General features: G+C 44.1%; 26 protein-coding genes and 1 pseudogene. All 27 read left to right on the top strand.

Features of this window, described 5'->3' with window-relative positions:
• The 27 genes and pseudogenes from rpl2p (at position 1) to COT72_02030 (ending at position 13,579) form a co-directional block, all read left to right on the top strand.
• Positions 1 to 675 (top strand): 50S ribosomal protein L2, encoded by a 675-nt coding sequence (gene rpl2p / locus COT72_02160; GenBank protein ID PIO00486.1) that lies wholly within the window; start codon positions 1 to 3, stop codon positions 673 to 675.
• A gap of 10 nt (positions 676 to 685) precedes the next feature.
• A complete protein-coding gene (locus COT72_02155) occupies positions 686 to 1,156 on the top strand; it encodes a 30S ribosomal protein S19 (protein ID PIO00485.1) in 471 nt (156 codons plus the stop codon).
• A 2-nt stretch (positions 1,157 to 1,158) separates the two neighbouring features.
• On the top strand, positions 1,159 to 1,701 hold the full coding sequence (rplV, locus tag COT72_02150; protein PIO00484.1) for a 50S ribosomal protein L22: 543 nt from the start codon (positions 1,159 to 1,161) through the stop codon (positions 1,699 to 1,701).
• Positions 1,698 to 2,519 carry a 30S ribosomal protein S3 gene (locus COT72_02145; GenBank protein ID PIO00483.1) on the top strand — a complete coding sequence of 274 codons (822 nt, stop codon included), beginning with the start codon at positions 1,698 to 1,700 and terminating at the stop codon, positions 2,517 to 2,519. The genes rplV and COT72_02145 overlap by 4 nt, the downstream gene beginning before the upstream one ends.
• The gene (rpmC, locus tag COT72_02140; GenBank protein ID PIO00482.1) at positions 2,516 to 2,707 is read left to right on the top strand and encodes a 50S ribosomal protein L29; all 192 of its coding nucleotides are present in this window, start codon (positions 2,516 to 2,518) and stop codon (positions 2,705 to 2,707) included. Before COT72_02145 ends, rpmC begins: the two co-directional genes overlap by 4 nt.
• 3 nt (positions 2,708 to 2,710) lie before the next feature.
• Positions 2,711 to 3,019, top strand: coding sequence for a stress response translation initiation inhibitor YciH (locus COT72_02135; protein PIO00481.1), 309 nt, complete (start codon positions 2,711 to 2,713; stop codon positions 3,017 to 3,019).
• A 6-nt stretch (positions 3,020 to 3,025) separates the two neighbouring features.
• Positions 3,026 to 3,310, top strand: a complete 285-nt coding sequence (locus tag COT72_02130) for a hypothetical protein (protein PIO00480.1) — start codon at positions 3,026 to 3,028, stop codon at positions 3,308 to 3,310.
• Positions 3,304 to 3,651: a 30S ribosomal protein S17 gene (locus tag COT72_02125; GenBank protein ID PIO00479.1), complete on the top strand. Its 348-nt coding sequence runs from the start codon at positions 3,304 to 3,306 to the stop codon at positions 3,649 to 3,651. The genes COT72_02130 and COT72_02125 overlap by 7 nt, the downstream gene beginning before the upstream one ends.
• A complete protein-coding gene (locus COT72_02120) occupies positions 3,648 to 4,049 on the top strand; it encodes a 50S ribosomal protein L14 (protein PIO00478.1) in 402 nt (133 codons plus the stop codon). The genes COT72_02125 and COT72_02120 overlap by 4 nt, the downstream gene beginning before the upstream one ends.
• An 8-nt stretch (positions 4,050 to 4,057) precedes the next feature.
• Positions 4,058 to 4,432, top strand: a complete 375-nt coding sequence (locus COT72_02115) for a 50S ribosomal protein L24 (GenBank protein PIO00477.1) — start codon at positions 4,058 to 4,060, stop codon at positions 4,430 to 4,432.
• Positions 4,429 to 5,121 carry a 30S ribosomal protein S4e gene (locus tag COT72_02110; GenBank protein PIO00476.1) on the top strand — a complete coding sequence of 231 codons (693 nt, stop codon included), beginning with the start codon at positions 4,429 to 4,431 and terminating at the stop codon, positions 5,119 to 5,121. Before COT72_02115 ends, COT72_02110 begins: the two co-directional genes overlap by 4 nt.
• Complete coding sequence (locus COT72_02105) at positions 5,118 to 5,615, top strand: 50S ribosomal protein L5 (protein PIO00475.1); 498 nt, start codon at positions 5,118 to 5,120, stop codon at positions 5,613 to 5,615. Before COT72_02110 ends, COT72_02105 begins: the two co-directional genes overlap by 4 nt.
• Complete coding sequence (locus tag COT72_02100; GenBank protein ID PIO00474.1) at positions 5,612 to 5,842, top strand: 30S ribosomal protein S14; 231 nt, start codon at positions 5,612 to 5,614, stop codon at positions 5,840 to 5,842. The genes COT72_02105 and COT72_02100 overlap by 4 nt, the downstream gene beginning before the upstream one ends.
• A 12-nt stretch (positions 5,843 to 5,854) precedes the next feature.
• Positions 5,855 to 6,247, top strand: a complete 393-nt coding sequence (locus COT72_02095) for a 30S ribosomal protein S8 (GenBank protein ID PIO00473.1) — start codon at positions 5,855 to 5,857, stop codon at positions 6,245 to 6,247.
• A 2-nt stretch (positions 6,248 to 6,249) separates the two neighbouring features.
• On the top strand, positions 6,250 to 6,780 hold the full coding sequence (rpl6p, locus tag COT72_02090) for a 50S ribosomal protein L6 (protein PIO00472.1): 531 nt from the start codon (positions 6,250 to 6,252) through the stop codon (positions 6,778 to 6,780).
• On the top strand, positions 6,777 to 7,412 hold the full coding sequence (locus tag COT72_02085) for a hypothetical protein (GenBank protein ID PIO00471.1): 636 nt from the start codon (positions 6,777 to 6,779) through the stop codon (positions 7,410 to 7,412). The genes rpl6p and COT72_02085 overlap by 4 nt, the downstream gene beginning before the upstream one ends.
• A gap of 4 nt (positions 7,413 to 7,416) precedes the next feature.
• Positions 7,417 to 7,884 (top strand): 50S ribosomal protein L19e, encoded by a 468-nt coding sequence (locus COT72_02080; GenBank protein ID PIO00470.1) that lies wholly within the window; start codon positions 7,417 to 7,419, stop codon positions 7,882 to 7,884.
• 8 nt (positions 7,885 to 7,892) lie between these two features.
• A complete protein-coding gene (locus COT72_02075; GenBank protein PIO00469.1) occupies positions 7,893 to 8,462 on the top strand; it encodes a 50S ribosomal protein L18 in 570 nt (189 codons plus the stop codon).
• A 6-nt stretch (positions 8,463 to 8,468) separates the two neighbouring features.
• Positions 8,469 to 9,209, top strand: coding sequence for a 30S ribosomal protein S5 (rpsE, locus tag COT72_02070; protein ID PIO00468.1), 741 nt, complete (start codon positions 8,469 to 8,471; stop codon positions 9,207 to 9,209).
• Positions 9,206 to 9,634 carry a 50S ribosomal protein L30 gene (locus COT72_02065; protein PIO00467.1) on the top strand — a complete coding sequence of 143 codons (429 nt, stop codon included), beginning with the start codon at positions 9,206 to 9,208 and terminating at the stop codon, positions 9,632 to 9,634. Before rpsE ends, COT72_02065 begins: the two co-directional genes overlap by 4 nt.
• A gap of 8 nt (positions 9,635 to 9,642) precedes the next feature.
• Complete coding sequence (locus tag COT72_02060; GenBank protein ID PIO00466.1) at positions 9,643 to 10,032, top strand: hypothetical protein; 390 nt, start codon at positions 9,643 to 9,645, stop codon at positions 10,030 to 10,032.
• 33 nt (positions 10,033 to 10,065) lie between these two features.
• Positions 10,066 to 10,707: a hypothetical protein gene (locus tag COT72_02055; GenBank protein ID PIO00465.1), complete on the top strand. Its 642-nt coding sequence runs from the start codon at positions 10,066 to 10,068 to the stop codon at positions 10,705 to 10,707.
• A gap of 45 nt (positions 10,708 to 10,752) precedes the next feature.
• Entirely contained in the window at positions 10,753 to 12,117 is a 1,365-nt protein-coding gene (secY, locus tag COT72_02050) for a preprotein translocase subunit SecY (protein ID PIO00464.1), read from the top strand.
• Positions 12,118 to 12,124: 7 nt separating this feature from the next.
• The gene (locus COT72_02045; protein PIO00463.1) at positions 12,125 to 12,574 is read left to right on the top strand and encodes a hypothetical protein; all 450 of its coding nucleotides are present in this window, start codon (positions 12,125 to 12,127) and stop codon (positions 12,572 to 12,574) included.
• Positions 12,575 to 12,598: 24 nt separating this feature from the next.
• Positions 12,599 to 12,871, top strand: coding sequence for a 50S ribosomal protein L34e (locus COT72_02040; protein PIO00462.1), 273 nt, complete (start codon positions 12,599 to 12,601; stop codon positions 12,869 to 12,871).
• A pseudogene (locus tag COT72_02035) lies at positions 12,868 to 13,098 on the top strand (50S ribosomal protein L14e). The gene COT72_02040 and the pseudogene COT72_02035 overlap by 4 nt, the downstream one beginning before the upstream one ends.
• A gap of 265 nt (positions 13,099 to 13,363) precedes the next feature.
• On the top strand, positions 13,364 to 13,579 hold the full coding sequence (locus tag COT72_02030; protein ID PIO00461.1) for a hypothetical protein: 216 nt from the start codon (positions 13,364 to 13,366) through the stop codon (positions 13,577 to 13,579).
• Positions 13,580 to 13,607 lie beyond the last annotated feature (28 nt).

The raw sequence follows: 13,607 nt of genomic DNA, 5'->3' as shown, positions 1-13,607 counted from the left end.
ATGCCAAAACGTATACCCCTGCAACGACGTGGAAGAGCAAAACCTAAATTTAGGCCACGCACTCACAAATCACTTGGCAAAATCGAACTTCCAAAACAAGAAAACACGGGTATTATCCTTGATTTATTGCATGATAACATTAAAAGCGCACCCATCATGAAAGTTAGGTTTGGCAAAGATGTCATGCTTCTTGCCGCAACCAACGGCTCGCGCGTTGGCGAAAACATTATGATTCACAAACTCGCAGACCTTCCTGAAGGCTCACTCGTGTGCAATGTTGAATCGCGACCCGGTGCGGGACCAAAGCTTATTCGCTCAGCTGGCGGTGCTGGAAGAATTGTTGGCAAAGAAGGAAAGCTCACTAGCGTTCTTCTCCCGTCAAAAGAAATCAAAAAAATTCACAGCGAATGCCGCGCTATTGTCGGCAGAGTTGCGGGTGCTGGAATGACTGAAAAACCCATGCTTAAAGCAGGCGCAGGCTTTTATGCAATGAAAGCAAAAGGAATTATTTGGCCGCGCGTGCGTGCAACAAAGAAAAACGCAGTAGACCACCCATTTGGCGGCGGCGGAAAAACTCTTGGAAAGAAAAAGACCGTCAGCAGACACGCATCACCCGGACGAAAGGTTGGTTCAATTAGTGCACGTAGAACCGGTAAACGAAGAGGAAAAAAGTAGGTAACCAATAATGGCAAAAAAGAGATTTTCGCAACGAAAAGGGCAAAAACAATCAAGCGATGATTTGCTCTTTAGAAAAAAAGAGTTCAAATACAGAGGTAACTCTCTTGAAGAATTGCAAGCACTTAGCCTTGATGAACTCAAGAAACTTCTTCCCGCACGCGCGCGAAGAAGCGTTGAACGCGGATTCTCAGAACGCCACCAAAAACTCCTTGAAAAAATCAAAAAAACACCGCTCCCTGAAGAAGGAAAGAAAATCAAAATCATCAAAACACATTCACGCGACATGCTCGTACTCCCAAACATGGTCGGTTACGTTCTTGGCGTGCATAACGGCAAAGAATATGTTGAAGTACGCGTACGACCCCGCATGGTAGGTCACTATCTTGGCGAATTCGCACTCACGCGAAAACCTGTTTCCCACGGTTCTCCGGGTATTGGCGCGTCAAAATCAAGTATGGCATCTGCGAGTAAGAAGTAACTATGACAAAACACTATATGAACGTAAAAGAGAACACTGCCCGTGCAAGCACGAGCTATGCTCCAATCTCGTTCAAACACTCAGTGGAAGTGTGCAACTATATTCGCGGAAAAAAAGTATCGCTTGCACTCTCATATCTTGAACGCGTCAAAGACAAAAAAGCAGCTATCCCCTTTAAGAGATACAACAAAGACATGTCACATAAACGCGGCATGGGACCGGGCAGGTACCCGGTTAAAGCATGCGACCACGTTATTAAGCTCATCTCTAACGCAGTTAAAAACGCTGAAGACAAGGGATTAAACACGCAAAGTCTTATCATCACTGAAGCGGTTGCAAACCGTTCAATGTCACGAAGCTGGCTCAAACGCTATGGGCGGGGCAAGCTTACAAGCATGTGGCTTGTAGTTGAGGAAACAGAAAAAGTTGAACGAGCAAAAGAAACCAAAAAACCCGCAAAAAAGGCTGAAAAAAAGCAAGAAACAGCAGAGAAAAAAGAACCAAAAAAAACTGCGCCTAAAACAACACATGAGGAAAAACAATGATTGAGCGAAAATTCATCTCAGAAAAGGTACGAGAAGTAAAAATTAAGCAATACTTAAAAGAAACATTCTCAAAAAGCGCGTATAGTCACACAGAACTTCAAAAAACACCGCTTGGCATGCGTGTTGTCATTTACACCTCAAAACCAGGTCTTGTTGTTGGCGCTGGAGGCGCAAACATCAAAGCAGTAAACATAGTGCTTCAAAAACGCTTCAATCTTGAAAATCCGCAAGTTGATGTTGAAGAAGTCAAACAACCTTCCCTTGACGCGCAAATTATGAGCGAACGACTCGCGTTTCAGCTCACGCGCTGGGGCGTTCAGCGGTTCAAAAAAATAGGTTACTCAGCACAAGAAGAAATCATGAGAGCTGGTGCAAAAGGTGTTGAAATCCTGGTGTCAGGAAAAGTGCCGGGAAAACGCGCAACAACATGGCCATTTAGAGCAGGATATCTGCCAAAAACCGGCTACGTGTCAGACTATGATGTTGATGAAGGATTCACAACTGCAAAACTCAGGCCAGGTATTGTTGGCGTAACTGTTCGCATTCTACGCGCTGACGTTCGCATGCCTGATGAAATCACGATTTACGATATCAAAAAACAAGACTTAAGCACAGTGCAGCCAAAAAAAGAAATAAAAGAAGAAAAAACTGCTCAAACAAAAAAAGACGCTGAAGAGAAAAAAGAAGCAACACCCGGCATGCAGGAAAAAAAGCAAACACAAAGCATAAACAAAGAAAAACCCGCAAAAAAGGCTGAAAAAAAGCAAGAAACCCCTGTTGCTAAAAACACGAAAAAAAATGAGGAAAAAACAGCATGAAAGCAAAAGACATTCGAAACATGGAGGAGAAAAAACGCGCAGAACTCCTTTTTGAGCTGCAAAAAGAACTCATGCGATTACGTTCACAAGTGCGCTCAGGACTCACTCCTGACAATCCATCACGCATAAAACATGTGAGAAAGGATATTGCGCGCTTACTAACTATTAACAATGGAGGCTCAAACTAGAGAATGAGTAAAATTTGCTCAAACTGCGGCTTTCCCGAGGATTTGTGCGTATGTGAAAGCCTTGCAAAAGAGCAGCAAAAAATACGCGTTCGAGTTGAAAAACGCCGCTACAGAAAAGATTACACCCTTGTTGAAGGATTTGATGAAAAAAGCATTGACGTCAAAAGCGTGGCAAAACAACTCAAAAACAAACTCGCGTGCGGAGGCACGTTCAAAAACGGCATCGTGGAATTGCAAGGAAACCACCGGGACAAGATTCAGCCCGTACTCGTGGCGCTTGGTTTTCCCGAAGAAAGCATAGACGTCCTCTAAAATCACATGAACACAATCGAAAACGTGCTCAAAGATGAGCTCATCGGGCTTCACGTTGAAGTAGTAGCAAGCAAGAACAAAGACCAAATCGGGCTTAAAGGGCGCGTAGTTGACGAAACAAAAAACATGCTCGTAATCGCGCAAAACAGCACAGAGAAAAAGGTATATAAAGCCCAAACAAGTTTCAAGTTCACGCTCAAAGACGGACAAAACGTGCTCGTAGACGGGATTTTACTCCTTGCACGACCCGAAGAGCGCATCAAAAAAACAATCAGGAAAACACGATGGTAACAAAAACAATACCGCAACCAAAAAACATTGGCATCAAAGTAGTTCCACCAAAAGACACGTGTGACGACCCAAAATGCCCATTTCATGGTTCACTAAGCGTTCGCGGAAAAATCTTTAGCGGTACGGTCACTTCAGACAAAATGCACAAAACCGTTAAAGTAGAATGGGAGCGACGCGTATACGTGCCAAAATATGAGCGATACAGAAAAGAAAAATCCCGCGTAACCGCGCACAACCCGCCCTGCATTAGTGCAAAACAAGGCGAAGAAGTGAAGGTTATGGAAACACGAAAGCTCTCAAAAACCAAAACGTTTTGCGTAATTGAGGTGAAACGAGCATGAGACCAATTCCCTCAACAGTGGGAAGACCGCTTCCTATTGGCGCAGAAATTAAAGTGGTTGATAACAGCGGAGCAAAAATCATTAAAGTCATTGGCGTCAAAAAATACGGCGGAGTAAAGCGAAGAATCGCCGCTGCAGGTGTTGGTGACATTGTTGTTGCAAGCGTGAAAGCAGGAAAACCTGAAATTCGCAAAACCGTAGTAAACGCGGTTGTTATCCGCCAACGCAAAGAATTCCAGCGCCCTGACGGCACGCGTGTTTGTTTTGAAGACAACGCAGCAGTCCTCGTTACTGACATGGTGGGCAGCCCAAAAGGAAGCCGCATCAAAGGCGCTGTTGCACGGGAAGTTGTGCAACGATACCCTACGCTGGGTAAAATATGCAGTATTGTAGTGTGATAATTACTATGAACATATGGAGCAGGTTTTGGAACGCAAGCAAGAAAGCATCAAAACAGCGCAAGTACCGTTTTAATGCTCCAAATCACGTGCGAAGAAAGCTTATGGGAGCGCACCTTGCAAAAGAACTTGCAAAAAAATACAACACGCGCAGCGCGCCTGTTCGCGTTGGCGACACCGTCCAAGTCATGCGCGGCGAGTTTAGCGGGAAAAAAGGAAAAGTTGAGCGCGTTGACACGCGAAAACAACGAGTCTACATTGAAAAAGTGTCAATTGCAAAAAAAGACGGCACTCCCGTGCAACGACCCATACACCCTTCAAACCTTATGATAACCTCAGTCACAAGTGATTCAAAACGATTTGCAAAGGCGAGTAAAAAATGAAAACAAAACGATTGACCGCGCCAAAAACGTGGCCTATTAAACGAAAACACGGAAAGTGGATAATCTCACTTAAAGGCAGCAATCCACAATTAAGCATACCTATCACGATTATTTTGCGCGACGTGCTTGGCATTTGTGAAAACAAAAAAGACGTCAAACGCTTGCTCCATCTTGGCAAAGTTGTTGTAAATAAGAAAAAAATCGCTGACACAAGCACGGCAGTCAACCTTTTTGACGTTGTTGAGCTTGTTGATGAAAAACAAGCATGGCGGCTCTCGCTTACTGAAAAAGGAATTTTCACCCTTGTTCCTATTAAAAGCGATGAAACAGACAAGAAGCTTGTGCGCGTCATTGGAAAGAAAATGCTTCCTGGAAAAAAATTGCAACTCAATTGCAATGATGGAACAAACATTTTGGCAGGAAAAACTGTTGCACAAACTGGCGATTCACTTCTCATCTCGCTTCCAGAAAAGAACATCCTCAAACACGTTAAACTCGAAAAAGGAGCGCTTCTCTTTGTAACTGGCGGTTCTCACATAGGCGAGCTTGCAAAAATGAGCGATTTTCAACGGTTCAAAGGACCGCAACAAGACCGAATCGTACTCTCTGAAAAGAAATCACAATTTGAAACATTGGAGGATTATGGCTTTGTGCTTGGAACTGACAAGGCAGTAATAACCATACGATGAAAGACGTGCTCGTAGAAAAAGTGACACTCAACATTGGTGTTGGAGAAGCAGGAGATAGAGTTAACCATGCAGTTACTATTCTCGACCGCATTGCAAACCAAAAAGCAGTCAAAACGTATGGAAAAAAGAGAATTCCAACCTGGAACGTTCGACCCGGTCTTCCTATTGGCGCAAAAGTGACGGTGCGCGGAGCAAAAGCAGTTGCGCTACTCAAGCGATTGTTTGAAGCAAATGACAAGAAACTGCGCGAGAGACAGTTTGACCGTGAGGGAAACGTTGCTTTTGGCATTCGAAGCTATATTGATATTCCTGATGTTCGCTATGACCCTGAAGTCGGTATTTTCGGTCTTGACGTGTGCGTCACGCTCAAGCGAAGAGGCTACCGCATAAAAGAACGAAAAATAGCAAACGCAAACGTTGGCACAGCACATAAGATTAAAAAAGAGGAAGCAATTGATTTCGTAAAGACCGCGTTTGAGGTGAATATTGTATGACATCAGGTTCGTGGACAAAAATCCTTAAACAATTGAAAAACAACAAAGCAAAGAAAACACGCTTCCTCAAACACAACAAACCAAAACAACCAAAGTTTGGCAAGGGTTCACGACGCTGCCGCGTGTGCTGGCGTTATGGCGCGCACAACCGTAAATACGGTTTAAACGTGTGTCGTCAATGCTTTAGAGAACTCGCACCAGAACTTGGATTCAAAAAATACGGGTGAACAAAAACTACCATGTCAAGAATGACCCTTATGAGTGATGCACTCAATCAGCTCACAATGTACGAAGAACTTGGTAGAAAGGAGTGTACTCTTATTCCTGTTTCAAATCTTATTATTGACGTGCTCAAAAAGCTCAAAGACCTCAACTACATCGGCGAGTTTGAAATTATTGAAAGCCAGCGCGGAAAAATCGTGAACGTACATTTACTTGGGAAAATCAACAAGTGCCACGCTATTAGGCCGGAATTTAGCGTTAAAGTCGCTGATTTTGAAAAATATGAGAAACGATTTCTTCCTGCACGAAATTTTGGCTCGCTTATTCTTACCACGCCAAAAGGGGTGTTGAGCCATCAGGAAGCAAAGTCAAAAAAATTAGGGGGCAAGTTGCTTGCATACGTGTATTAACTATGAAAGACGAATTATCTATTCCTCAAGGAGTAGACGTGCAACTCGAAAACCACATCCTGACCGCGAAAAAAGCAGGCATGACTCTCTCACGACCGATGCGCCACCCACTTCTTACTATCACACAGGTTGAAAACGTTCTTGTTTTTGAAACAAAAAAAGAAACGCGAAACCACAAAAAAATTCTCAAAACCTTCAAATCTCACGCGAAAAACGTTATTGCTGGCGTGCAAGAACCCTACACGTACACGCTTAAGATTTGCAGTTCACACTTTCCAATGGACGTTTCAAAACAAGGAAATGAAATCATTGTCAAAAACTTCCTTGGAGAGCGAAAACCCCGCAAAGCAACGGTGTTTGAGGGAGTTGACGTTGCTATTCAAGGAAATATCATCACCGTACGCTCTCCTGATAAGGAAGCAGCAGGACAAACAGCAGCAAACATTGAACAATCAACTCGTCTTACGCTTCATGATCGCAGACGCTTTCAAGATGGTATTTACATAACCGTTAAGGCAGGTAGAGTGCTATGAGTTTGAGAATTAGACGCGTAATGAAACGAAGAAAACCCGTTTTCACGCACCAAGAAAGCCACAAGAGAAAACGACTCTCACGAAATGGCTACAAAAAATCAGACGGGTACGGCCGAGGCCAGCGCGTTGGAAAAAGGGGAAAGAAATTCTCACCAAAAGTTGGCTATGCAAGCCCTAAGAGCGTGCGCGGACTGCATGCATGCGGAAAACCCGAAGTGTATGTGAACTCAATTGGCGAGTTTGAACGCGTGGACGGCGATGTAGTGGTTCGTCTCTCCTCAAAGCTGGGTCTTCGCTCAAAAGAAGTAATTGCGCGCAGAGCAGTGGAGAAAAAAATCCGCATCCTCAATTTTAAGGCTCAAGACTTCCTCAAAACGCTTGAAGAAACGCTCAAAGCCCGTAAAGATAAAAGAAGCGCGTTTGTAAAAGCACGTGCACAAAAGCAAAAGCGCAAAGAAGAAAAAGAAGAAAAGAAAGCAAAAGAAGGCGCAGACACGAAAAAAGAAGAGAAAAAAGACGATATCAAAAAGCTTGAAATGATGGAAGGAAGCAAAAAGAAAGCTCCTAAGCAAAAACATGTAAAACAACAGGACTTTCAAAAAGAAAAAACAAAAGGACTTCAGGGTGTGTAACTAAATGACTGATTTAAGCGCTCAAAAACGAATGGCAGCCGAGATTCTTGACGTTGGCAGGAATCGCATTAAAATCAGTGATAACAAAGAACACGCTGAAGAGCTCAAACAAGCAATCACGCGTGAAGACGTGAAGCGACTCATTGTTAAAGGTCTTATTAGTTGCGCAACCGTAAAAGGAACCTCGCGAGGACGAATCAAAATCAAAAACACGCAAAAAAAGAAAGGCCGACGAAGCGGTCCTGGAACAAAACGCGGGCGAGCAACATCACGAACACCAAAGAAACGGGCATGGATAATTAAAGCGCGCGCGCAGCGAGACCTCCTAAAAACCCTTAAAGGAAACAAAAAAGTCACAAACAAGACATTTACTAAAATGTACTCGCTTGTCAAAGGCGGATTTTTCCGAAGCCGAGCGCACATTAAAACGTATTTAGGAGATAATGATTTGTTTGTAAAACAAAAGAAGTGAACCCCACTATGGCAAAAAATGCAACTTACGCAGTAAAATTTCGTCGAAGAATTGAAGGCAAGACTAACTATAAAAGACGTCTTGGACTTCTCAAAAGCGGCATGCCACGATTAGTGGTAAGAATCACAAACACGCGTGTTATCGTCCAGTTTGTTGCATACGAACACGCAGGCGACAAAGTCCTTCTCACAACCAGTTCAGACATGCTAAAAAGCCATGGCTGGAAAGGTTCAACAAAAAACGTTCCTGCAGCATATCTTACCGGCTTGCTTGCAGGAAAACAATCGCCAGTAAAACAAGCAGTGCTTGACTCAGGCATAAGCCATCCAAACCAGCGCATGTTTGCTGTTCTCAAAGGCGTGCTTGATACGGGAGTAAGCGTTGCACACAGTCCTGACACGCTTCCTTCTGATGAGCGCATCAGTGGCGCGCACCTGCAGGAATCTGTTGCAAAGCAGATTGCACGCGTAAGAGCACGTATTGAGTCGGGTGCTGCAAAAAGAGTTAAAAAGGAACAACCGGTTAAAAAAGCAGCAAAGCCAGCAAAAAAAACAGCACAAAAGCCGGCAAAAAAGTGATACTACATGAATCCACAACCCTCACGTCAACGAAGAAACGCGCGACCCGGTCAAAAGCGGGATAATCGTCAGGGTGCGAGACGTCCTCGACGTGAAGAAATGCCAAAAGAAGAATGGAAGCCAAAGACGGATTTAGGACGACGTGTAAAGGCAGGAGAATTTGAATCACTCAATGACATTCTCAAAGCAGGTTTGCGCATTACTGAACCTGAAATCGTTGATTTTCTTGTTCCAAACGTACAAGTTGATTTTATTAATATTGGTCAGTCCAAAGGAAAATTCGGTGGGGGTAAGCGAAGAATTTATCGCGTAACCCAGAAAAAAACTGCTGAAGGAAACAAAATCAAATTCACTGCTATGTGCGTTGTTGGCAGCCCTGAAGAAGGATTTGTTGGCCTTGGATGGGGTTCATCAGGAGAAACCGTTCCTGCACGCACAAAAGCGGAGCGAAGCGCAAAAATGAGCATTATCAAAGTACTCAAAGGTTCAGGCTCATGGGAGTCAACAGTTGACGAACCGCACTCATTCCCGTTTAAAGTAAGCGGAAAAGAAGGAAGCGTTCGTCTCACATTTATTCCTGCAGCAAAAGGCACAGGTCTTGCTGTTGATGATTCATCAAAACAATTGCTTCGCATGGCTGGATTCAAGGATGCGTGGAGCATTACAAGCGGACAAACTCAAACGCGAATCAACTTAGTAAAAGCTGCATTCAAAGCGCTTAAGCAAACACGAGAGATGAGAACATGACCCTTGCAATAATTCGTCTAAGAGGAAGCGTGAACACGAGCACGGATGTAGAATACGCGCTTAAGTCACTCAACCTCACGCGCGTTAATCACTGTTCGCTTGTAAATGATTCGCCGTCTTTGCGCGGCATGTTAAAGCGCGTTCGCGACTACGCTACGTATGGTGATGTGCATGAAGAAACTCTCAAGGAATTGATTGCAAAACGCGGACGAAAAGTCGGCGACAAAAAGCTTTCAGCAAAAGAAGTTGATGACGTGCTCAAATCCCTTAAAGAAGGAAAAACGCTCAAACAAGCAGGCATCAAACCCCTGTTTCGTCTCAGACCCGCTCGAAAAGGACTTAAAGACACGAAAAAACACTATCCTCGCGGGGACCTTGGTGATCGGGGCGAAGCTATTAATGATTTACTCAAACGAATGATGTGAACACTACCATGGTTGTACATAAACGAAAAAAATTCTCAAACACGCGCGTTCCGCACAAACAACACGGAAAGCGGCATCGTGGTAGTGGAAACCGTGGCGGTGTTGGTAGAGCAGGCCGCGGTAAGCGCGGAAAACAAAAAAACCAGATGCCGGCATTCCTTGGAACGCTTGGCAAGTACCGGCTCAAGCCAAAAACAAAACCGCTTGCAATCAAAAACATCAGCGACCTTCCAGAAAGCGGCAAAGTTGAACTTAAACATACGAAACTGCTTGGAACAGGCAGCGTGCGCGCAAAACTCACGGTGACCTGTACGGTTGCTTCGAAAAAAGCAATTGAAAAAATTGAAGCAAAAGGCGGCAGTGTCGCGCAAACAAACCCGCGCGCTAAAGAAGAGTAAACCTTTTTTATTCCCGTCTTGCTCTAAGTATGCATGGCTGGTCCTATCTCGCACGTGGTGCTTGCAGCACGCGTATTTGACACGTATTTTTCAGACAAGGACAAAAAAGAATTTTTCATTGCAACGCTTCTTCCTGACATCCGCTACCTTGCCGGATTCAAGCGCGATTTCACGCACAAACGCAGCGTTGATTTCAAACATATTCAGGCAATGGATTCATTTGATGCTGGCTTGTATTTTCATAGTTACGTGGACATTCTTCGCATACGCATCCTGCAATCAGCATACGTGTCGCAAGGCGTCATGACGCCGCGCACGTACTCGGGGAGTTTTAAAATTGCTGAAGACTTAATTCTCCACAGCAAGATACTGGACTGGACGCCATTTATTCACTATCTTGATACGGTAGTTGCAGGAGAGCGCGCGTTTGGCATTCGCGAGAATATTCTCACACAATGGCATAGCGCAACACAAGACATTTTTAGAACAAAACATACCGCAAAGACGCTTAAAAGAATAGGTTTTAGCGCGCAAAAAATCGTGCGCGTGCAAGAACAAGTTGCGCACATTAATGCCTTGCCCGAAGTTAAAAAGAGCGTGCTCGCGTTTTATGAGCATTTTGCAGAACATGTGGCCAAGCACCCTAAATTGGTATTTCACAAGCGGAGTGTTTAGCAGAACAAAGCCTTTTTAAACGCTTGACATTTTAGAACTTTGGTTATGAGTTGGCTTTCAAACCTGCCAGAAATCAAAGCTCCAACGGGCAGAATCAATCTTAACTCAAAGTTGATGTGGACTCTAGCGGCGCTTGTGATTTATTTTATTCTTGGTTCAATTCCTATTTACGGTTTGAGCCCTGCATATAAAAGCCAGTTTGAAACGCTTGCTATCCTGCTTGCGGCAAATTTTGGCTCGCTCCTGTCTCTTGGTATTGGGCCAATCGTGACGGCAAGCATCATCCTCCAGCTCTTGCAGGGCGCAGGCGTGTTTAAAATAGATACGTCAACGCCTGAAGGAAAAGCAAAGTTTCAGGGATTGCAAAAAGTGTTTGGCATTGTGTTTATTGTTTTTGAAAACGCGCTCTACGTGATGAGTGGCGCGCTCCCGTCTGCTGACGGCTCGCCGTTTACTATTATGCTTATGATTGTGCAGCTTATTGTTGCAGGCCTTGTCGTGCTCTACTTAGATGAGCTGGTAAGCAAGTATGGCGTGGGTTCTGGCATCAGCTTGTTTATTGCAGCAGGCGTGTCTGCCCAAATCTTTGCAAACGGTTTGAGCCCGCTTCCTGACCCCACCAACCCAAGCCTGCCAACAGGCCAAGTCTGGAAAGTGCTTGCGTTGTTCTTGCAAGGACAGCTTGAAGCCGTGCTCTGGCCTCTTGTTTCGATTGTAGCAACTATTGTTGTTTTTGGCTTGTCTGTGTATTTGCAGGCAACCAAGGTAGAGATACCGCTGAGCTTTGGAAGGGTGCGGGGCCACAGCATTAAGTGGCCGCTTAAATTCATTTACACAAGTAACATTCCAGTTATTCTTGTAGCTGCGCTTATTGCAAGCATGCAGTTTTGGGGTTTGATGATGTTTAACCTTGGTATTCCCCTTCTCGGTTCGTTCGAGCCTTCAAGTGATGGGCAAATGGTTGCAGCAAGCGGTCTTGTTAAATATATGAATCCGCCTACGCTGCGAAAAATTATTCTTGCTCCTGAAGTAAGTGATTTCATCTCATTTGGTGTGTACTTGTTTATGATGAGTTTTGGTGCCATGTTCTTTTCCATATTGTGGGTGATGATAGGAAATCAAGACCCCGGAACCGTTGCTGACCAAATCTTGTCATCTAACCTGCAAATTCCTGGCTTCAGGCGCGACAAGCGTATTATTACGCGCATGCTTGCGCGCTACATCACGCCGCTTACCGTGCTTGGGGGTTTGAGTGTGGGTATTCTTGCTGCTGTTGCAGACTTGCTTGGCGCACTCTCTCGGGGAACGGGTATTTTGCTGTCTGTTATGATTGTTTATGGCATGTACGAGCAAATCTCTCGCGAGAGTATGGAGGATGCAAACCCTCTTATAAGAAAACTGTTGAAGTGATAGTAGAATGGTACAATTAATGGTTCATACAGCACGAGAATTTCTCCAGCTTGGGGGCATTATCATATTTGCAATTCTTCTCAACATTGCAAGCCAGTTTATTTACAAAAAGTTCTCAAATCAAGGCAAACTTCAAGAAATTAACGCAACAATTAAGGAGTTGCAAAAAGGCATCAAAGAATTGACTGATTCTGATGCTAAGCTCAAAGCGCAGTCAGAAATCCTCTCACTGAGCCAAAGCAAGTTTCAGTACACGCTCAAGCCTATGCTCGCGTCAAGTGCCTTATTTATCGTGTCATTTCCCTTTATCAGCAACCTTTTTAAAGGATTCACTCTTTTGGTGTTTGAGAAATCATACCCCATTATCGGTCCTGATGTGGGGTGGTTGCTTACCTACATCTTCATCTCAATTATCGCCTCAATGGTGATTCGAAAGAAGATGGGTGTGAGCATATAATCAAAAAAAGATTCGTGATAATTCATGAGACGAGCACAAAGAAGCAGAAGTCTAAAACGCGTAAAAAAGCGTGTTCCTAGCGGTGAGTCCCGGCTCTCTTTTAAAAAAGAGCTTCCTGGTAAGATTGTGTGCGCAGAATGCGGCAGTGAATTGCATGGCATTGCGCGTGAAAAACCAATTCGGTTTAGCAATTTAAACAAGTCCGCGCGCACGGTTTCAAGAAAGTATGGTGGCATGCTTTGCAGTTCGTGTTCTCGTGAATCAATTCGAAAAGAAGCAAGAGTGATGTTTGCATGATGAATATTGGAAGAGTGTGTGTAAAAATTGCTGGCAGAGAAGCGGGCAGTATTGCGGTCATTGTTGACCATGTTGATGATACCTTTGTGCTTATTGATGGCGTGGTTAAGCGAAGAAAATGCAATAAAAACCATCTTGAGCCAACCTCAAAAATTATTGAGATAAAGCCAAAAGCTGAGAAAAAAGAAGTGCTTGACAAATTGGTTGCAGCAGGTCTTCTTCCTGACGCTCTTGCTAAAAAAGCAAGCGAGAAGAAATCAAAAACGCCGGGCGAAAAACCCGTTGCAAAACGTGCCATGAAAACGGCTGAAAAGAAAGTCAAGAAAAAAACCGCTCCAAAAAAAGCTGAGCCAAAAGCTGAAAAAAAAGAAGCAGCGCCAAAGAAGTCCGCTCCAAAAAAGAAAGCGCCTGCAAAAAAAGCAGCTAAGCCTGCAAAGAAATAATCTCTTTTTTTTACAAGCATTTATATGCCTGTTTTGACCACAACTAGGTATGAAACTCGCGTTTGTGTTTCTTGCTCTTTTTTTACTGGCCGGCTGCACGCAGCTTGCAAGCAGTGACCAGCAAAACCTTTCAGACCAAACCAAGTTTTCAGATTGTCTTTCTTTTTGCCAAGCTCAGCCGCATATTCAGTGCGTTGGTGAGTGGGACGTAACGGGCGTGATTCCAAACTGTCAGTGTAATTATGTGTGCGCCATTGTTCAGTAAAACGTTTTTATACTTGCTGATTTTTTCA

The organism is archaeon CG10_big_fil_rev_8_21_14_0_10_43_11, assembly GCA_002763265.1.
Taxonomy (GTDB): domain Archaea; phylum Nanobdellota; class Nanobdellia; order PEZQ01; family PEZQ01; genus PEZQ01.
This window is presented reverse-complemented; position numbering and strand designations above follow the sequence as displayed.